19 protein-coding genes are annotated in these 20090 nt (G+C 37.6%); 9 read left to right on the top strand and 10 right to left on the bottom strand.

Annotated features, from left to right (window positions below):
* Nucleotides 1–22 precede the first annotated feature (22 nt).
* Nucleotides 23–1822 carry an excinuclease ABC subunit UvrC gene (uvrC, locus tag F886_RS04100; protein ID WP_005301786.1) on the bottom strand — a complete coding sequence of 600 codons (1800 nt, stop codon included), beginning with the start codon at nt 1820–1822 and terminating at the stop codon, nt 23–25.
* Nucleotides 1823–1955: 133 nt separating this feature from the next.
* On the bottom strand, nt 1956–2486 hold the full coding sequence (locus tag F886_RS04095) for a peptidoglycan hydrolase (protein ID WP_034590871.1): 531 nt from the start codon (nt 2484–2486) through the stop codon (nt 1956–1958).
* 139 nt (nt 2487–2625) lie between these two features.
* Here F886_RS04095 and F886_RS04090 point away from each other — a divergent pair, with 139 nt between their 5' ends.
* The gene (locus tag F886_RS04090) at nt 2626–2997 is read left to right on the top strand and encodes a hypothetical protein (protein WP_005301782.1); all 372 of its coding nucleotides are present in this window, start codon (nt 2626–2628) and stop codon (nt 2995–2997) included.
* A gap of 33 nt (nt 2998–3030) precedes the next feature.
* Nucleotides 3031–3267, top strand: a complete 237-nt coding sequence (locus F886_RS04085) for a hypothetical protein (RefSeq protein WP_005301778.1) — start codon at nt 3031–3033, stop codon at nt 3265–3267.
* A 76-nt stretch (nt 3268–3343) separates the two neighbouring features.
* Here the strand turns inward: F886_RS04085 and lpxO are convergent, their stop codons facing one another.
* Nucleotides 3344–4258: a lipid A hydroxylase LpxO gene (gene lpxO, locus F886_RS04080; RefSeq protein ID WP_004795061.1), complete on the bottom strand. Its 915-nt coding sequence runs from the start codon at nt 4256–4258 to the stop codon at nt 3344–3346.
* 572 nt (nt 4259–4830) lie between these two features.
* On the opposite strand from lpxO, the gene fadB reads away from it, so the two are divergent.
* Both fadB and fadA read left to right on the top strand, forming a co-directional pair.
* Nucleotides 4831–6984, top strand: a complete 2154-nt coding sequence (gene fadB / locus F886_RS04075; protein ID WP_004795062.1) for a fatty acid oxidation complex subunit alpha FadB — start codon at nt 4831–4833, stop codon at nt 6982–6984.
* Between the two features lie 12 nt (nt 6985–6996).
* A complete protein-coding gene (fadA, locus tag F886_RS04070) occupies nt 6997–8169 on the top strand; it encodes an acetyl-CoA C-acyltransferase FadA (protein ID WP_005301776.1) in 1173 nt (390 codons plus the stop codon).
* Between the two features lie 46 nt (nt 8170–8215).
* On the opposite strand, the gene F886_RS04065 is transcribed toward fadA, so the two are convergent.
* On the bottom strand, nt 8216–8707 hold the full coding sequence (locus tag F886_RS04065; RefSeq protein WP_005301773.1) for a hypothetical protein: 492 nt from the start codon (nt 8705–8707) through the stop codon (nt 8216–8218).
* Between the two features lie 279 nt (nt 8708–8986).
* On the opposite strand from F886_RS04065, the gene F886_RS04060 reads away from it, so the two are divergent.
* Entirely contained in the window at nt 8987–9703 is a 717-nt protein-coding gene (locus F886_RS04060; protein ID WP_005301771.1) for a YidX family protein, read from the top strand.
* Nucleotides 9704–9772: 69 nt separating this feature from the next.
* On the opposite strand, the gene F886_RS04055 is transcribed toward F886_RS04060, so the two are convergent.
* Nucleotides 9773–10417, bottom strand: coding sequence for an RBBP9/YdeN family alpha/beta hydrolase (locus tag F886_RS04055; RefSeq protein ID WP_034590836.1), 645 nt, complete (start codon nt 10415–10417; stop codon nt 9773–9775).
* Nucleotides 10418–10488: 71 nt separating this feature from the next.
* Here F886_RS04055 and F886_RS04050 point away from each other — a divergent pair, with 71 nt between their 5' ends.
* Nucleotides 10489–10854 carry a MerR family transcriptional regulator gene (locus tag F886_RS04050; RefSeq protein WP_005301767.1) on the top strand — a complete coding sequence of 122 codons (366 nt, stop codon included), beginning with the start codon at nt 10489–10491 and terminating at the stop codon, nt 10852–10854.
* Between the two features lie 21 nt (nt 10855–10875).
* Here the strand turns inward: F886_RS04050 and F886_RS04045 are convergent, their stop codons facing one another.
* Entirely contained in the window at nt 10876–11634 is a 759-nt protein-coding gene (locus F886_RS04045; RefSeq protein ID WP_005301764.1) for a hypothetical protein, read from the bottom strand.
* Between the two features lie 177 nt (nt 11635–11811).
* Between F886_RS04045 and F886_RS04040 the strand changes: the two genes are divergently transcribed.
* The 3 genes from F886_RS04040 (at nt 11812) to F886_RS04030 (ending at nt 15038) form a co-directional block, all read left to right on the top strand.
* Nucleotides 11812–12513, top strand: a complete 702-nt coding sequence (locus F886_RS04040) for a DsbA family oxidoreductase (protein ID WP_005301761.1) — start codon at nt 11812–11814, stop codon at nt 12511–12513.
* Between the two features lie 360 nt (nt 12514–12873).
* Nucleotides 12874–14016 carry a hypothetical protein gene (locus F886_RS04035; protein WP_005301758.1) on the top strand — a complete coding sequence of 381 codons (1143 nt, stop codon included), beginning with the start codon at nt 12874–12876 and terminating at the stop codon, nt 14014–14016.
* 125 nt (nt 14017–14141) lie between these two features.
* Nucleotides 14142–15038 (top strand): hypothetical protein, encoded by an 897-nt coding sequence (locus F886_RS04030; RefSeq protein WP_005301756.1) that lies wholly within the window; start codon nt 14142–14144, stop codon nt 15036–15038.
* Nucleotides 15039–15121: 83 nt separating this feature from the next.
* Here the strand turns inward: F886_RS04030 and htpG are convergent, their stop codons facing one another.
* From htpG to F886_RS04010, 4 genes are all read right to left on the bottom strand, one after another.
* Nucleotides 15122–17041, bottom strand: coding sequence for a molecular chaperone HtpG (gene htpG / locus F886_RS04025; protein ID WP_005301754.1), 1920 nt, complete (start codon nt 17039–17041; stop codon nt 15122–15124).
* A gap of 102 nt (nt 17042–17143) precedes the next feature.
* Nucleotides 17144–17497, bottom strand: a complete 354-nt coding sequence (locus F886_RS04020; RefSeq protein ID WP_005301752.1) for a lysozyme inhibitor LprI family protein — start codon at nt 17495–17497, stop codon at nt 17144–17146.
* 189 nt (nt 17498–17686) lie between these two features.
* Nucleotides 17687–18277: an OmpW/AlkL family protein gene (locus F886_RS04015; RefSeq protein WP_005301750.1), complete on the bottom strand. Its 591-nt coding sequence runs from the start codon at nt 18275–18277 to the stop codon at nt 17687–17689.
* Between the two features lie 328 nt (nt 18278–18605).
* Entirely contained in the window at nt 18606–20030 is a 1425-nt protein-coding gene (locus tag F886_RS04010; RefSeq protein WP_005301747.1) for a Na+/H+ antiporter family protein, read from the bottom strand.
* Nucleotides 20031–20090: the final 60 nt, after the last annotated feature.

Below are 20090 nucleotides of genomic sequence, written 5' to 3'. Positions count from 1 at the left end.
CACTCCGCCTTTAAAACGATGCTTATTCATGCAGAATTTTATAAATCGTTCGGGCCATCATTTCCCCAAAACCAGGCACAAGCGTAAGTTCTTTTTCAGAGGCTTTTAAAACACCTTGAATCCCACCAAAATGAGTTAATAAATCTCGACGGCGCTTTGGACCTAATCCTGGAATCGCTTCTAAAACTGAAGTGCTACGGCGTTTATCACGTTTAGCACGGTGTTTAGTAATTGCGAAGCGATGAGCTTCATCACGCACCTGCTGAATTAAGTGCAATGCTTTATTGTCTTCTGGCAACTGGATTTTCGTGCCATCTGTGAAATGCAGGGTTTCAAGGCCCGGTTTACGCCCTTCACCTTTAGATACACCCACCATAAAAGCATCGAGCCCAAGCTCTTGCATAACTTCCATCGCCATGTGAAGCTGACCTTTACCACCATCAATTAACAACAAATCAGGCAATATGGCTTTTTTATAACGGCGTGTTAAGGCTTGACGCATAGCGGCATAGTCATCGCCTGCGGTAATATCTTGAATGGCAAATTGGCGATAGTCACGCTTACGAGCACCACCTTGGTCAAACACCACACACGACGCAATTGGAGCTTCGCCCATGGTATGGCTAATATCAAAACATTCGATACGATCGACAGGCCTTCCAATCACTTGCTCTAACTGATGGAAACGTTCATTGAGCTCTAAATGATTACTCAACTGCCCCTTAATGGCATGTTGAACATTCATTTCAGCTAACTCTAGCCATTCGGCACGAGTTTCTCGAACATTACTCTTAATCTGAACCTTTTTGCCAAACTGCTGTGCCAATGCTTCTTCTAATTCTTTACGGTCAGGCAATGCAATGTTCACAATCAATTCATTGGGTACTTCATCTGCAACTTGAAAGTAAAAGTTTGCCATAAAGTCACTCAGCATTTGCCCAAGATCATCACCAAGCATGTCAGGGAAATAGCTTTTTCCACCTAGCATTCGCCCATTGCGTACATACATAATCTGCACACACGTCACGCCAGCCTGATAAGCAATCGCCAGAATATCCGCCTCACCTTTGACTTTAAACACAGCTTGTTGCGCTTGAACTTCACGAAGCAAAGATAGTCGATCACGATAAAAAACAGCTTTTTCAAATTCAAGTTCTGCTGCTGCTTGTTCCATTTTGGCAATGAGCTCTTGATTCAGCTCTTTCGTATCACCTTGCAAAAAGCGAATACTATTATTAATGTCTTCTTTATAATCTTCGGGTGAAATCAGCCCTACACAAGGTGCAGAACAACGTTTGATCTGATATTGCAAACACGGGCGCTTGCGCTGCGCAAAGTAGCTATTTTCACACTGACGTACATTAAAAAGCTTTTGTAGAACGAGTAAAGTATCACGGGCACTATAGGCACTTGGATAAGGTCCAAAGAACTTACCAATTTGGTGCTTCCCTTTGCCGCGACCACTAGCAAGCCGAGGATAGGGCTTATCTGCCGACACAAAAATATAGACATATGACTTATCGTCCCGCAGCATGATGTTATAAGGCGGACGATGTTGTTTAATTAAATTTTGCTCGAGGAGTAGCGCTTCAGTTTCTGAACGAGTGACTAAAGTTTCAATATCATAAATTCTGGCAACTAAGGCCTGAGTTTTAGGATGCTCAATTGTTTTAACAAAATAACTCGATACCCGATTCTTTAGGTTTTTTGCTTTGCCGACATATAACAATTCTCCCTCTTTCCCTAGCATTTTATAAACACCTGGAAGTTGGGTCATATGGGCTAAAATTTTTTCAATATGGGGACGAGCGTTTTGATTCACTATCGACAGACATGGCTTAATACTGAATACCTAATGTGATGTTTTCAACCTGAGTTTTCAAGTGCTTTACTGTGCCACAAGCCAAATTTGGAAACAGATTTGGATATGCCCCGACAGACTATGTCGTACTCGCTTAAGAATCGAGGCGATAGTAGCTATATTTCACATCTTTTTCTTTATAGACCGCATAGGTTTTTTGGCGAAAATCTGAGAACCAGCCATTCCCTGTATATCCCGCAATATGACCATATGTATGGCCACTTGTTCGCTCAATAATATAAATATCGCCTTCTTGAGGACGATTAAAAGCCGGTTTAATTTTCTTATAACCGTTCTTCTCAAGCGTATGCCCCCAGTCTGAAGCTGCTACCGGATGCTTAGACACATCGGCGCCTGCTGCTTGTAAAGCAATGCGAATATTTTTGGCGCATTTCTCTTTACTATGGTTGGCAGATATACTTTCAAGCTTACTTGAGAACTTATGCAAATTAATATTTTGATCTTCAGATTGATGGCTTTTCACATCAGTTTTTTTATGTTTTTCAGTCGACGAAGCAGCTTGTCTTAACATCACTTTCATTTTTAAATCATCTTGAGAGCTTTCTTCTTTTCTCTCTTCGATATGATGAACGTGTGCATGAACTGCGTGATGAGCATGAGCCATTTTAAAACCTACTTCCGCTAACCAGTCTTCGAAAAAACCGCGCCATTGTAGAATCAAAATTGGTCCTTGGCTTTTAATAGTTGTAACAAATTGCCAGCACTGTGAAATGAGTCACAAAATTTAATAAAGGTTAATTTCTATGAATACTAAAGAATTTGTCAAAGAACTTATAAATACTATTTCAGACGAATATATCGATACTTATAAACAGATTTACTCATCTACTTTAATCGATAATAAAATTAAAGAAGATCCCTACTGGTTTGATGCTCTCACTTTTTATCAATCTTTATCTCAAAAAGATAAGGAAACCTTATTTAAAATCATTAAACAGACGACTATTGATACTACAAGTATAATTCTAGGTATTATTGATGGTCCTGTGACCTTAAATCAGATCCCTGGTGACTTTACGCTGGCATATACAGAAAATGAGAAGACAGTAATTTTAAATGGAGATCTACAGGATGAATTCCTTACCAAAATAAAAGAAAGAGACATATCACAATGATATATAATGAATTATAACAATGGAAATATAATTATGAGATTAAAACAAAAGCTTATTTATAAAAACTCGAAAAACGAGAAAATCAAATTAATACTCGAACCTTGGGCAGAAGAATATAATATTGAATCAAATTCTGAAGTACAGATTATTGTTGAAGGCGATATAGAAAAAGGATATTTAATGATTGAATCAGAGATAGATCGTGTTGTCATCTATGGTTGGCAAGGAAGTCTTATTCAAGTCTTCAAAAATGGTAAACTTATTGACTAATGATTTTATTAATAATCTATTCCTTATAACAGGTTATTTTAGCTTAAAACAAAAAACGCCCTTTCGGGCGTTTTAATTAAAATATATATGGTCGAACAAAAATCAGGAAGAAAATCCCAAGCATTAATAACCATTTTAAGAAGTAATACAACTTACGGTTTTTAGCTTTTAATGCTTTAGCTTTAATACGAATTTGATAAACATAACCAAAAGCTTTATTTAAACCACCTGTTTGGTCACCTGTTTCATTCGGTGAACTTGCAGCAGTCATCACTTTACGACCAAACCAATGATTGAAACGTTCCATCCATTTCACTTTCATTGGACGTTCAACATCTGCAAAGAAAATAATGCGGTTTTGATCCGTCTTATTTTCAGCATAGTGAATATAGGTTTCATCAAACACGACACTTTGACCATCTCGCCAAGAGTATCTTTCACCATCAACATCAATAAAACAACGATCATCATTTGGCGTAATTAAACCCAAATGATAACGCAGTGAACCTGCATATGGGTCACGGTGTCTTACCAAACGGCTGTCAGGTGCAAGCTCTGTAAACATTGCTGCTTTAATTGTCGGCAATGTTTTAAGAAGTGCTGTGGTTTTAGGGCAGAGCTCAGCAGCAGACGGATGACTCGATTCGTACCATTTGAGGTAAAAACGCTTCCAACCTGTTTTAAAGAATGAGTTAAAACCTAAGTCGTTATATGTACTTGAAGCTTTGATCCCACCTTGATCATATAAAGCTTTCGCTTCATCACGAATCATTTCCCAATTTTCATCCAACACTTTTAAATCTTTAAAATGCTGGGTGTCGATATAAGGTTGATTCGGCACCTTTGAAAAGATGTACATTAAAAAGTTAATCGGTGCGAGCAAGGTTGAATGGTCAAAAAATTGACGATAAAACGAGTGACGCACTTTGCCGCGATGCTGGATATACAATGCTGATATCACAAAAATCGCTAATATGATCCACTTAATCATATTGCTACTCTTTCAAAAGATTAGGGGCAACTTCACCTTATATTTAAGGTAATAGAAACCGGAAGTTTATTTAATTGGCACAAATTTTAACAAAATTGACTTATAAAAAGCGAATGTAAAAAAATAAGTCAAATAATAGGTCTCATATTTTTATAAGAAATAAAAGAAGCCTCGGTGTTTTTTCAGCACTTTAAAAAGTTAAAACTTGTTGTTATTTTTATTCGCTTTTTTAAGATAAAAATTGAACAATTGACTTTTTTGACAAAAAATTAACTTTTGAATTTTCTTATTTTTTATAAGAAATCTTGATAATTCCAGAGCTTTATAAAGAAAAATTTAAAGCAAAACAAAAGCCTTGGATTAGCAGCTATCTTTATGATTTCTTTTATGCATTTAATACAGATGAATTGAATAATAAATAAGATGACCCTTGCGTCACGGCTTGATACAACTTGTCAGGTTTTTTTTAGATATAGTTATCGTAAGATTAGCGAAGCATAAATGTGTACCAAAGCTGTGCACACGCTTCATAACATCAACTTAGAAGTCCTCCAAAACCAAGGAGATCAGGCATGATCCACGCTGGCAATGCCATTACCGTCCAAATGCTTTCGGACGGAATTGCAGAATTCCGCTTTGACTTACAAGGTGAGTCGGTCAATAAATTTAACCGTGCAACAATTGAAGATTTCCAAGCTGCTATTGCTGCGGTAAAAGCAAATAACGATATTAAAGGCTTAGTTGTTACGTCGGGCAAATCAACATTTATTGTTGGGGCAGACATTACCGAATTTGGTGAAAACTTCGCTCAAGGCGAAAAAGCGATTGTTGACTGGCTTATGCCTGTTCACGAAATCTTCAATAGCTTTGAAGATTTAGAAATTCCAAAAGTTGTTGCTATTAACGGTATGGCGTTAGGCGGCGGTTTTGAAATGTGTTTAGTGTGTGACTATCGTGTGATGTCAGAAGCTGCACAAGTGGGCTTACCAGAAATTAAACTTGGTATTTACCCAGGTTTTGGCGGTAGCGTACGTTTAAGCCGTCTTATTGGTATCGACAACGCGGTTGAATGGATGGCGATGGCTGCTCCTAAAAAACCGGCTGCTGCCCTTAAAGATGGTGCTGTAGATGCGGTTGTAGCTGCTGATAAATTACTTGAAGCTGCAACTGACTTAGTTAAGCAAGCAATTTCTGGTCGTTTGAATTGGAAAGCAAAACGTCAAGAAAAACTTGATGCTGTAAAATTGAACCCACTTGAACAAATGATGGCGTTCAACACAGCAAAAGGTGCCGTACTTGCTAAAGCAAATCCTGCTCAATACCCTGCTCCAAAATTATTACTTGATTCATTACAAGCAGGTGCAAGCCTTGCGCGTGACGAAGCATTAAAAGCGGAAGCTGAAGGTTTTGCTAAAGCTGCGATTACTCCACAAGCTGGTGCATTGATTGGTTTATTCCTCAATGACCAAGTTGTTAAGAAAACTGCTAAAAAACATGAAAAAGGTGCTCACCCTGTAAACCAAGCAGCCGTACTTGGCGCTGGTATCATGGGTGGTGGTATTGCTTACCAAGCAGCAAGCAAAGGCACTCCAATCATCATGAAAGATATTGGTAACCCACAACTTGCACTAGGTATGTCAGAAGCGAACAGCTTGTTAACTAAACAAGTTGAGCGTAAGAAAATGAAACCTGCGCAAATGGGTGAAACCCTTGCACGTATCCGCCCTACTTTAAGCTACGATGAGTTTAAAGAAGTTGATATCGTGATCGAAGCGGTTACAGAAAATCCAAAAGTTAAAGAAATCGTTCTTGCAGATACTGAAAAGCATGTTCGTGAAAACACGATTATTGCGTCTAACACGTCTACAATTTCAATTACACGTTTAGCGAAAGCATTACAGCGTCCTGAAAACTTTGTAGGTATGCACTTCTTCAACCCAGTTCACATGATGCCGCTTGTAGAAGTCATTCGTGGTGAAAAGACTTCTGAAGAAGCGATTGCAACTACTGTTGTTCTTGCTCAAAAAATGGGTAAAACACCAATCGTTGTAAACGACTGCCCAGGGTTCTTGGTTAACCGTGTATTGTTCCCTTACTTTGGTGCGTTTGACCTTCTTGTAAAAGACGGCGCAGACTTCCAGCAAGTTGACAATGTAATGTCTAAGTTTGGTTGGCCAATGGGTCCTGCTTACCTCATCGACGTTGTTGGTATCGACACGGGTGTTCATGGCGCAGAAGTTATGGCTGAAGGTTTCCCAGACCGTATGAAGCCAGACTACAAAGGTTCAATCCAAGCAATGTACGAAGCTAAACGTCTTGGTCAAAAAAATGACGTTGGTTTCTACAAATACGAACTCGATAAGAAAGGCAAGAAAGCAAAAACTGTTGATCCAACAGCGTATGAAATCATTGCTCCTTTCGTAACAGGTGAAAAACGCGAGTTTGATAACCAAGAAATCATTGACCGCATGATGCTTGCTTTCTGTAACGAAACAGTTCGTTGCTTAGAAGACAACATCGTTGCAACTGCTGCTGAAGCAGACATGGCAATGATTATGGGTGTAGGTTTCCCTCCATTCCGTGGTGGTCCATGTCGTTATATCGACCAGACAGGTGTTGCTGAATATGTTGCGCTTTGCAACAAATATGCACACTTAGGTAAGGCTTATGAAGCGCCACAAATGTTGCGTGACATGGCTGCTAACAACAAAAAATTCTACGGTTAAGGAGCAACGTGAATGGCTACTTTAAATCCACGTGACGTTGTCATCGTTGATGGCGTACGTTCTGCAATGGGTAAAACCAAAAACGGTATGTTCCGCAATGTACGTGCTGACAGCTTATCTGCTGAGTTGGTTCGTGCGCTCGTTGCTCGTAACCAGTTTGACACCAATGAAGTTGAAGATCTGATCTGGGGCTGTGTAAACCAGACTTTAGAACAAGGTATGAACATTGGTCGTAACATCGGCTTATTGGCTGACTTACCAAAAACTGTAGCAGGTCAAACTGTAAACCGTCTTTGTGGTTCATCTATGCAAGCACTTCATACTGCTGCTGCACAGATTGCAACTAACCAAGGTGATATCTTCATTATTGGTGGTGTAGAGCACATGGGCCACGTAGGTATGATGCACGGCATCGACCTAAACCCAGAAGCATCTAAACACTATGCAAAAGCATCTAACATGATGGGCTTAACTGCTGAAATGTTAGGTCGCATGAACGGCATTAGCCGTGAAGAGCAAGACGCTTTTGGTGTTGAATCTCACCGCCGTGCTTGGGCTGCAACTCAAGAAGGTCGTTTCAAAAACGAAATCGTTGGTGTTGAAGGTCACGATGCAAATGGTTTTAAAATCCTTTGCGACATCGATGAAGTAATTCGTCCAGATGCAAACCTTGAGTCATTCAAAGCATTACGCCCTGTATTCGATCCGAAAGGCGGTACGGTAACTGCGGCTACATCTTCAGCGTTGTCTGACGGTGCTTCTGCAATGTTGCTTATGTCTGCTGAGCGTGCACAAGCGTTAGGTTTAAGACCACGCGCTGTAATTCGCTCTATGGCAGTTGCAGGTTGCGATGCTGCAATCATGGGTTATGGTCCAGTTCCAGCAACTCAAAAAGCGCTTAAACGTGCTGGTTTAACGATGGCTGATATTCAAACTATCGAATTAAACGAAGCATTTGCTGCTCAAGGCTTATCAGTAATGAAAGGCTTAGGTATTTATGACAAGCAAGACATCATTAACTTAAATGGTGGTGCGATTGCTTTGGGTCACCCACTAGGTTGTTCTGGTGCGCGTATCACCACTACGTTGTTAAACGTAATGGAACAACAAGATACTCAAATCGGTCTTGCGACCATGTGTATCGGCCTTGGTCAAGGTATTGCAACAGTGATCGAACGTGTTTAATTAACACCAAGATAAAAAATCCCCGCTCAATGCGGGGATTTTTATTTTAACGGCCTTTTAAACCGTCTTGAATTTGCTGCTGTAAATTTATGAGATCATTAAGGTTTACTTTCATCGCACCCTCACGATAAGCATCGACATTACTGCGATTAATATTCAAAGGTCTTAACATTTCAAAGATACCATTGGTTGGATCAGAAGACTGTATTCCACCCGCTACCGCTAAAATGTATTGTTGTAAGAATGGAGAAAGTTGAGACAAATCAGGCTGTGCCATCACTGGCTGATAATCTACCGTAGTCATGCCTTCAGGGACTAAAGCATTTTGTATATCATAATGCGTTTTATACTCATGATGTTGCAGAGCTTGACGCACTTTTTTATCTTCTTGGAAGGGTACAAATCCCACCTCTTCACGTAGCTCAGATTCAGCCATTACACGAATTGTTGGTAAAGTAGCCACTTCTTCTGCTTGAACAGTCGGTAAACCCATAAAAGCAAATGCAGCAATAAAGGCTGATTGTTTTAGAAAGTTCATAACTTGCTCCAAAAATCACTCACCCTATTTCAATTAAAAGATGATGATTAAATTAAAAGTATCTATAAATAGGCTACAACAAAGTCGAATTTGATTCAGTAATGCTCAGATAAACGGTAAATATAATTAAATTTTTTAATGTGACAGTAAGGGACTTCATAAAAATATTGTAGAAATTAGTCTGAATGTGGCTAGGTCAAATCATATTGTTAGATTTAAATACTACGATTTTTTGTTTATAGTCAGCCTTTTATAAATCTATTGAATTCAACAGAAATAATGAACTTTAAAATATTAAATCAGAATATTCTTATGAGCTGCCTACTTGTCAGTTTCTTTCTTACTGGTTGTGCAAGTAATCGAATTATTGGTGAAAACACGCGAGAGCTATTTACAAAATATGACTCAGGTCATGAATGGATCAATTTAGTTGAAGATGATGTAATCGCATTCGGTAAACCATCAATATCTCTCCCTAATGAACCAGAGGATAGTATTGTCATCGCAGGGAAAAAATATAGTTATGTGATTAATAAAGGCGGTACCGATTTTATTCAATTAATTAGCCAGCTAAATCCACAATATATTCAAATAAGTAATCAGCTAGATTTTAATGCCCCAGCTTCGAATAGTAACCGTTTTTACGGACATATTAGATTTTCTTACACCCCACCTAATGGTAAATTGAACGAGAAAGAATCAGCTTTATTTAAAAAATATGGTGTAGTGCCATGTGGCTGTGCAAAGAAATTAGAACCGCATAAATTTGATTTAAATATTGAAGGAACTGTTTATCCTCCTGTAAACAATCTTAAAACAACAACCCCTTTATCTAAGCCATATCACCTTAAAATCCAATATCTTCACGATAAAAGCGGAAAAGTGCCCTTATCAACTAAGGAGAAGCTAGCAAATTTACCACTGCTTCCGTTTACCTTAACTTTCGATATTATCGCTTTACCTGCGAAAGTCATGGGTATCATTTACCAACCTTAATAGACTACGCATAAAAATTACAAATTTTCAGACAGAATTTAAAATCCCCGCTCAATACGGGGATTTTTATTAATCATTTAACATCCCTTTTAAAGAATTCACGACTTGTGGAAACGTCGTATAACCTTCCCTTCCTAAAAAATGCCCGCCATTAGGTACTGTAATGTACGGCGCATCAATTTCTTTCGCTAATTCAATAGTGAGTTTAGGCGGAACCAAACCATCATTATCAGATAAATACACCAGCTTTTTCTTTATGTCCTTAAAATAGTTCGTATCGACTTTGCTTTTTGTTATATAGGCATCGAGTGGAGAAAAGTCTGAAATTGGGCCAGAAAATCCAGATACTAAAATCATTCCACCAATATTCTGGTAATCATGTCTTTGCAAAAAGTGCAGTAACGTAATCACTCCTAAACTGTGTGCAACAAAATAGGTATTCTCATCCACCTTAGGGATCTGTTGATCTAAAACCTTCTGCCAAGCATCCACATCTGGATGCTCAGAATCTGGAAATGGAATTAAGGTAACAGTCGTATGTTCATCTTCTATTTGATGTTTTAAATCTAAAAACCAATGATCATCTATAGAAGCTGAATAACCGTGAAGTACAAATATTTGACGCATGTTCTTCTCCTGAAGTTCCAATGTTTTGTCATTTGTAACAAATGACATTAATCCGAATAACACCAATAAAATGAGTTTTCTGATCATGGAACAAGTACCATTTTGAAATATACAAACATGCTAAACTATGACACCACTGTTAAGGTCAACCCCATTTTATGAACCTTGCCAAAGTTTCCGAACTCACAAAAGTTAGCCCGCGTATGCTGCGTTATTACGAAAGTTTAGGACTTATACATCCTCATCGGGCGAATAATAACTATCGAAGTTACACACAAAAAGATATTGAAAATATTAAGAAAATTAAAATATTAAATGATGCGGGCATGCACTTAAAAGACATTCACGCCTTACTGCCTTGTTTTGATTTAGATGAACGTGTATTTACGCTGTGCTCAGTGGTTCAAGAAAAACTGCAAACTGAACTCATGCATGTGTCTGAACAATTAAACAAACTACAAAGTTCTCAAAGTTTATTACAATCTTTTTTAACCAAAGGAAAAGCCGAGAGCACCAATCCATAATTTTTGATGCTCATGCCACACTTATTCTTTTAAATCTCCTTCGAGTGCAGCTACATTCTTTTTCTTAATTTTTTCAATTTTTGCATTCAGTTTTAGAACATCTTGATAAAGCCCATTAAACTTTTTGACTTGAGCATTTTCATGAAAAAGAATCATCTGATCTTTCTTCTGCCATTCATAATTTTTTAGAAGCTTAAACATTTCTTCTGCTTTATCTAAAATTTGTAGCTCAATCATAAAAATTGCATGATCTTGATCAGCTTTTTGCTGAGTTCCTAATTTCATTTCAAGAAGTTGTCTCATCTCTGCATCAACAGATAATTCTTGAACCTTTGCTAAGAAAGTTTTATGAATTTTTTCATATTCAGTTTGATACTGATCCGAAGCTATACGGACATCAGCTAACATCTTTTCGGTTTCTACAAACTTTTGCTTTTTATCAAGATCTAGACGATCAACATTTAAAAAAGTATCCCATTTTGCTGCCTTTAACTCTCTTAAATATGCATTTCGTGCATTAATATTTTGAATCCAATAACTTAAAAGAAATTCTGAAATTTGCTTATAGTGTCCTGCTAACCGTTTATCGTGAATATCAAGCTCGACGGGTTTAGACCAGTCTTGCGCTTGCTCATAAAGCTGATTCATTTTTTCAGTCATGACCACATCAAACATTTGACTACTGTCTTTGGCCTGCTGCTGTTTGATATGTTGATAGGTGAAAAAAACAATGCTTGTGATAACAATCAGACTTGCAATTGCAATCAAAACTCGGCGCATACACACCTCCTATTTCCCTTCTTATAGTTTTGCTCTTTATAGTTATAAAATAGAGCTTATTCTTCTTTATATGCCATTTATTTCACAATACGCAACACTGTATTCGCTACTCAAAGCTTTAAATCCTTGTGCATCATCCCTATTATGATGGGTAATTAAAATTTATGAGATTCTCCCATGCGTGTTGATGTCTGGTCTGATGTAGTTTGCCCTTTCTGTTATATCGGCAAAAAACGCCTTGAACATGTAGCTGCCGAAGCAGGTATTGAGCTTGAAATTCACTGGCATAGTTTTGAATTAGATCCTGATGCGCCAGCAAAACATGACACATCAAATACAGAACGTTTAGCTAAAAAATATGGCCGTACCTATGAAGAGATGGAAGAAATGGAGCGCAATATTGCGGCCATGGCTGCCTCTGAAGGTATTGATTTCCAATGGCAAAAAGCGAATTCTGGCAATAGTTTCAATGCACACCGTATTATCCACCTTGCGCAAAGCAAAGGCTTAGGCAACCAAGCAAAAGAAGCTTTTTTCCATGCTTATATGACCGAAGGTCTGGCAATTGGTGAACGTGAAGTTGTAGAAGAAATTGCTTCTCGTATTGGTCTTGATAATGCGGAAGTTGAATTTGTATTAGATACCAATGAACTATCTGACTTTGTTCGTCATGACGAAAAGATTGCTAAAGAGCAGTTAAATGTTACGGGCGTGCCATTTTTTGTATTTGATCAACGAATTGCACTCGCTGGTGCTCAACCACGTGACGTCTTTTTAAAAGTCTTAGAGCAAGCACAACTTAAAGCAAATGCTGAAGCTGTTGAGCAAGATGAGGCAACTGTTTGTAATGATGAATCATGTGATATTCCACAGAAATAAATCAACACAATTGAAAATGTGATGAAATCGTATGTTTTATCACCATTTTAGCAATAGAGCGTTCTAAAAAAAGAACTATCTAATTGTTTAAAATCAGTTTATGATTGCTTCTTAGAATATTCGCGCTGTAATGTTCTGTTTTTTATGTGTTTAATGATCGGAATTTGAAGTTTCCTTGATCTATCATCCCCCTTAATTGGGGGATTTTTTTTGCTTAAAAATAATCGCTACTAGCATAAACTTTTTCATTTATTTCAAATATGTAAAAAAAGTTAAATTTACTTAACTTTTGTGTCGTCCTCTTGATTTTATTAGAAAAATCAACAAAAGTGGAAACAACAACAAAACATAAAGATAGATATGAAAACATTTCACGTAATACCTTATCGGCAGCTTTTTGCACTTTTAACTCTTGGATTCGGTTCGGTATGCATTGCTCATGCAGAAACGAGCTCTTCCCCTCAAAACCAACAAGTAGAAGGTTTGTCATCTGGAGTTCAAACCGAAGCTACAACAGATGAAAATCTGTTAGATCAGATCCCCCGTTGGGTAGATGCGACCCCAACCATTTTTCCAGAGCAGTCTAGTCAACCTATTGTTCCCCCTACCGAACAAACAGAAGATCAAACGTGGGTTGACCGTAAGCAAAAGAAAATTCGTAATTGGGCCGATCGTACTTCTGAAAAAATTGATAACTGGTTTGGAGAAGTCGATCCACAGAAACCTGCTACTGCAACCATTCGCGTAATGGTCGATAACTATTGGAATGAATACGACAACTTTGAAATTAAGCCCAGAATACGAGGCAGGATTAAATTACCAACGCTAGAAAAACGTCTAAGTGTGGTATTTGGTGATGACTCTCTCGATAACGAATTTAATAACAGTCCGGCCAATATTAATCAAAACCCAAATCAAGACTCCAATAAGAAGTTAAATGGTAAACAAACGAGAGATGACAACAGTTCTATTGCTTTACGTTGGTCAGACTTCTCAAAAAAATTGCCTTTTGAAACAGATGCTGACTTAGGTATCCGTTCTGGAGATGATATTTATGTTCGTTTAAAAGCATCAAGAAATTGGCAACTCCGTAATGATTTTAAATTTTATGCTGAGCAAATTTATCGTTACGGCATAGACAGTGAAAACTACTTACGTACCAATCTTGAACTTACCCATGCCAGACCAAATCAACCAATTTTATCAAATCAATTCAGCTTAACTTATGCTGATGATCAAGATGATGATCTAAGTTGGGAAAATAGGGTTTTCCGTGAACATAGTTTCTTTGCAAATAACCGTTTTAACTATGGTATTTATACAGGTGGTTATTACAACGACAATGACTTGCGTTTAAATAGTTGGGGACCATTTGTTTCATGGCGCCAACCTGTTTTACGTGAATGGTTCTTTGTTCAGGGAGATGTAAATTACTTTAATGATCACCGTGAAGATCGCAACCATTTCGTCAGCACCTTCTTGCGCTTAGAAGCTCTTTTTTAAGCTGCCAAACATCACCTTGGAACCCATCCAAGGTGATGAATAATAAAATACTTTTAAATAAATTTTTAAGCTTAGCCTTTTAAAGTACTGTTCTAATTTTTATTTTTGATTCCTTCTCTTTAAAAATGAATCAATTCTCCCCTTTTTCATTTCAATACAGATCAGCTGCCTTAGTTTGTATTTATAGTTTAGGCGTATTGGCTTTAATTCCGCATACTCAATTTTTTTATAATACGTTCAAGCACCAACGGTCACGGCGTTATCCTTATTCTTCTACGAGTTTTACTAAACCAAAAAGACAATCACTTTCACTCTCTCCTTGTGAAATAGAGACAAATGATGCTTTACCCGATGTCACCTTAATTCAAGAACTAATGGCTGTATTTGGAAATGATACGTTATGGAAACGTGCGACTCAGCCTGAACTAACTTATAAAACCTTTGGTAAGAAAAAGAAGAAGAACTCTTCAGCTCAGGTTTCGACAAATAATCCACTGAGTGCAAGCTGGGCGACCATTTCAACCTGGATGCCTTTTGAAAATAATCTTGATTTAGGTTCAAACTCAGAAAACGATGTTTATGTACAATTTTTGGCAAAGAAAAAATGGAATTTAAGACATAACATTAGTTTGGATACAGAACAGGTATTTCGCTACGGCTCTACTAGTCGGAACTACACCGAGACAACGCTAAACTTAACGCAGAAAATGCAAGATAACACTCTTTTCGCTAATAAATTTAATGTGAATAAGAGTGAAAATGAAAATTATAGTTGGGGAAATTGGACTTTTCAGCAGTATCAATTTTTAAAGGATAATCATCTTACTTACGGTGTCTATAGTGGTGGCGTATATACCAAAAATGACATTCGGCTAAATACTTGGGGGCCTTATATTTCTTGGCGCCAGCCTGTGTGGCGAAATTGGCTTTTTATGCAAAATGACCTTAACTTTTTTAACCATATTGATGATGATTCGAAACATCAACTCAGCGTTCAAATGAATCTAGAAGCTAATTTTTAATCAAAAATTATTAAATTGTGGATAACTCTTTCTTTATCCACAAAAAAAGCCCCTGACAGTTCAGAGGCTTTTTTTACACTGAATTATTTCAGCAATAAGCTATTAATACGTTTTACATAAGCTGCTGGGTCTTCCGGTAAACCACCTTCAGCAATAACAGCCTGATCAAAAATGACATTAGCCAAGTCATCAAACTGTTCTGAACTTTCGAGTTTCTTCACCAATGGGTGTTCAGGGTTAATTTCTAAAATTGGTTTGATTTCTGGTACTGCCTGTCCTGCTTGTTTAAGCATACGAATAAGTTGAGGTGATAATTCACCTTCACTTGTCACTAAACATGCAGGAGAATCAACTAAACGCGTTGTTACACGCACTTCTTGCGTTTTAGCTTTCAATGAGTCACTTAGTTTATCAACAACAGGCTTAAACTGTTCAGCTGCTTGCTCAAGTGCCTTTTTCTCTTCAGCATCTTGCAAGTCACCTAAATCAACTGCACCTTTAGAGACATTCTTTAATGGCGTACCGTCAAACTCTTGAACAAAATTCATTGCCCATTCGTCAACACGTTCAGCCATTAATAATACTTCAATGCCTTTTTTCTTGAACAACTCAAGCTGCGGTGAGTTTTTCGCTGCCGCTAAGCTGTCAGCAGTCACATAGTAGATAGCTTTTTGGCCTTCTTTCATGCGAGCCTTATAGTCAGCAAAAGAAGTTGTTACTTCATCGTTTGTTGATGTCGCATAACGTAATAATTTTAAAATACGTTCGCGGTTACCAAAGTCTTCGCCCAAGCCTTCTTTAAGTACTGAACCAAACTCACTATAGAATGTCTTGAATTTTTCTTGGTCTTTTTCATCTTCCGATTTAGCCAAGCCATCAAGTACAGTTAATACGCGGCGTGCATTACCTTCACGAATCGTTTTAACATCACGGCTTTCTTGCAACAACTCACGGCTGACATTGAGTGGTAAATCAGCGCTGTCCACCACACCTTGAACAAAACGTAGATAATTAGGAATTAAATTGTCCGCATCATCCATAATAAAGACACGTTTTACATAGAGCTTAATACCCGCTTTGGCTTCACGAGTAAAAATGTCATGCGGTGCTTTACTTGGAATATAAAGTAACTGCGTATATTCGGTACTACCTTCAACACGGTTATGCGCCCAAGCCAGTGGCGCTTCAAAGTCATGCGTTAAGTTTTTATAGAACTCAACATACTGCTCTTCAGTCACTTCGCTCTTGTTACGTGTCCATAAAGCGCTGGCTGAGTTGATTGCTTCCCACTCGCCAGTTTTAACCATTTGGCCGCCTTTAGGCTCTTCACCTTCAGCAACCTCTTCTTCTTGCCAAACTTCTTTTTGCATTTCAATTGGCAAGCTAATGTGGTCAGAGTATTTATTAACGATCTGCTTAACTTTATAAGATTCTAAATAATCAAGTGCGTTATCACGCAAGTGAAGAATAATGTCGGTACCACGTGAAGCTTTATCAATTTGTTGAACTTCAAACTCGCCTGTACCACCGCTAATCCAACGCACCCCTTCAGATGCATCTAGACCTGCACGGCGTGATTCCACGGTAATTTTATCTGCAACAATAAAACCTGAGTAAAAGCCAACACCAAATTGACCAATCAACTGAGCATCTGCTTTTTGATCGCCAGTCAATTTTGACATGAAATCTTTAGTACCTGATTTTGCAATTGTACCTAAGTTATCAATTGCTTCTTGCTGATTTAGACCAATACCGTTATCAGAAATCGTTAAAGTTTTATCTTCTTTATTTAAAATGACTCGTACACGTAAATCGGGATCATTTTCATAATATTCAGGATGATTAATTCCTTCAAAACGTAACTTATCACATGCATCTGATGCATTAGAGATCAGCTCGCGTAAGAAAATCTCAGGGTTAGAATAGAGAGAATGCGTCACTAAATGTAAAAGCTGTGCAACTTCCGCTTGGAAACTATAATTTTGTGATGCTTGTTCACTCATAAATCACTCCTTAAATTTTGAAGTTTGTTTGTTCTCGAATGCTTTATGAATGGAGTACTTCTAGAATTTTTCAATCCTGAATATTAAAAATTTTTACTCTAATTAAAATGGACCGTGGCTTAACACTCTATCTTGCAATATTGCATCTAGCTGCTGTTGTCGTTGTTGATAAGCTTTACTAATACAACTTACACCAGCTGCACAGGCATTTCTTTTTTTCAGCCATTGTTGCTGAGCATCTTTTTGATTGTCCCGCCCGCCCATTGGTAAAGCATGTAGAACAATTTGATAGGTCGTCGCCATTTTCACATCGGCATCATTTAAAGAACGGTTTTTACAAATACTCTTTTCCGTTTTCGTTTTTGCAGCGTCACATGAGAAACTTGCGGCTTGCAAACTCTGTGTAAAGGCAATACCACTAAAAAGTGCTAAACAAAGCGCTAATTTTTTGTTCATAATTTTATTCCCATGTTTTGTAATGAATAGAAATTAGTTTAGAAAAAAAATTGCATAAGATATGTATAAAACTGTCTGTTTTATGCTTTTTTTAGTGCAAATAAAATCCATAAAAAAACCTCACATAAAATATATGTGAGGTGCCTGAGTCTAGGTTTATTATTATATTTTTTCTATTTATTATTATGCTTAAAATTTATAGCTATAACCTAAAGTGTAAACAAACGGATTAATATCTAAATCAAATTTATAGTTAGCAACTGATGGATCAATTGTTACTTCAGGACTAATATCCATATAACGAACATCTACAAATACACCCCAGTTTTTAGCATCCGCAGGTTGGAAATTAAAACCAACTTGTCCTGCTACACCAAAATCCTCTTTAACTTTTACCGCCACCCCTTGTTCATCCCAAGGAATGAATGCTGTAGCACCAACACCAATATACGGTGTGAAACGAGTCGAATTTTTAAAATGATATTTAGCAGTAATCGTTGGTGGTAACTGTTTAATACGCGCTACATTTTTACCATCTAACAATACGTCATGATTAATAGGTGCTGCTAATAATAATTCTGCCGAAAATGGAGACTGGCCAAAAAAGTATTCTACCGATGGTGTAAATGCATATTCATGATCTGCTTTTACCACGCCTAAAGGTGTTGTTGTATCTTCTGATGGAGCAATAACACTACCACCAAATTTCACTTGCCAGTTACCAGCAAAAGTAAAAGAAGACATCCCCATTAATGCAACAACCAAAGCTTTTTTGAACACGTTAATATCTCCAACCTTATTTATATTTATAATAAACATGTATTTTAAAATCATGCAATACGCATTATAAAATTAATTTATCATTTATTTTTAAATAACTGTTTTAAATAAAAATATATATTAACCAACTATTTTAATAGGTTTTTATTCCAACCTTATTAATCAAGATTATTTTATATTGCCAACTATTTTAATATACTTTTTAATTCTGAGTATTTTAATATAATTTATTTTAAATACATCTTTTATTTAACCAATAAAAAACCTTCTTAATTTAAATCTAAAGATCATCATTAAGAAGGTTAATAATTTAATATTTTATAAAAAACTATAAAACCATTGCAGCAATCCAGCCAAAAATTAATAGCGGAATATTAAAATGAATAAATGTAGGTACAACCGTATCCCATATATGGTCATGTTGCCCATCTACACCTAAACCAGCTGTTGGGCCTAAGGTCGAATCAGAAGCTGGTGAGCCTGCATCACCTAATGCTGCTGCTGTCCCAATAAGGGCAATCGTCGCTAATGGTGAAAATCCGAACTGAACGCATAACGGTACATAAATAACGGCCAACACAGGTACACTTGAGAAAGATGAACCAATACCAATCGTGACAAATAGACCAATACAAAGCATTAAGAAAGCTGCAAGTGCTCGATTATCTCCAATGATTTCAACCACACCTTTTACCAGTTGATTGATATCCCCTGTATGCGTCATTACCGATGCAAAGCCCGCAGCAGAAATCATAATGAAACCTACCAAGGCCATCATTCGCATGCCTTGTACAAAAACATCATCTGCATCTTGCCACTTAAAAATTCCGGCAGTAGATAGAACAGCAAAACCGACTAAACCACCTAAAATCATTGAACCCGAATAAAGCTGTGCAGCGAGTGTCAGGCCAATTGCAAGCAATGCCATATAGATCGTTTTCTTTGCAATTACGGGCGCTTGCTCTGCCTCATGCTTTAACTCTTCTGCATCTGCTTTTAAGTCAGCTGTTTCATCTTGCGCTGTTGCACGAAGAGGTTTATCTAAATCAATCGTTGTAGTTGGTGTAATAGCACGATCAGCATAAATTCTTGGTTTACGGTAGCTAATAAATACAGCAACCAAAGTACCTAAAACCATTCCCAAAACTGGAATAGCCATGCCAATTGACATCATGCCACGCTCTACATGCAAGCCATAGGCTGCACCAACTTTGTTGATATTTCCCATCAAAATTTGTTCAAGGAAAATTGCACCAAATCCAACCGGAAGAAAAATATAAGTTCCGACTAAACCTAGCGTAAGCACACAGGCTGCAGCGCGACGGTCTAACTTTAAATGGTTCATTACCCGTAATAATGGCGGAACAAGTACAGGAATAAAGGCAATATGAACCGGGATTAGGTTCTGAGAGAAAATAGCAGCGATGAGTAAAATACCTAACAGTAGATATTTCACTTTCGTTTCGCGGCTTTTTCCAGCTTCCATTCCCAACAAACCAATCAGTTTATGGGCAAGTAAATCAGGTAAACCAGATTTTGAAAGTGCCAGAGCGAATGCCCCTAACACAGCATAGGCAAGTGCAACTTCAGCACCATCGCCAAGACCAGCGTTAAAGGCATCAACGGTTTGAGAAAGGCTTAAACCTGCTACGAGGCCGCCTACAATGGCAGAAACCACTAAAGTCAGTACGACAGAAACGCGCGCCAGTGATAATAAAAACATCACTGCAATCGCAATAACGACAGCATTCATGAATAAATTCAGAGCAAAACAAAAGGCGACATTCTATCAGATTCAGACCTATGAAGCCGA

It is taken from the genome of Acinetobacter sp. NIPH 542 (genome assembly GCF_000369825.1).
GTDB classification, from domain to species: domain Bacteria; phylum Pseudomonadota; class Gammaproteobacteria; order Pseudomonadales; family Moraxellaceae; genus Acinetobacter; species Acinetobacter oleivorans.
Note: the sequence above shows the minus strand (reverse complement) of the source record. Positions and strands in the feature narration are given on the sequence as shown.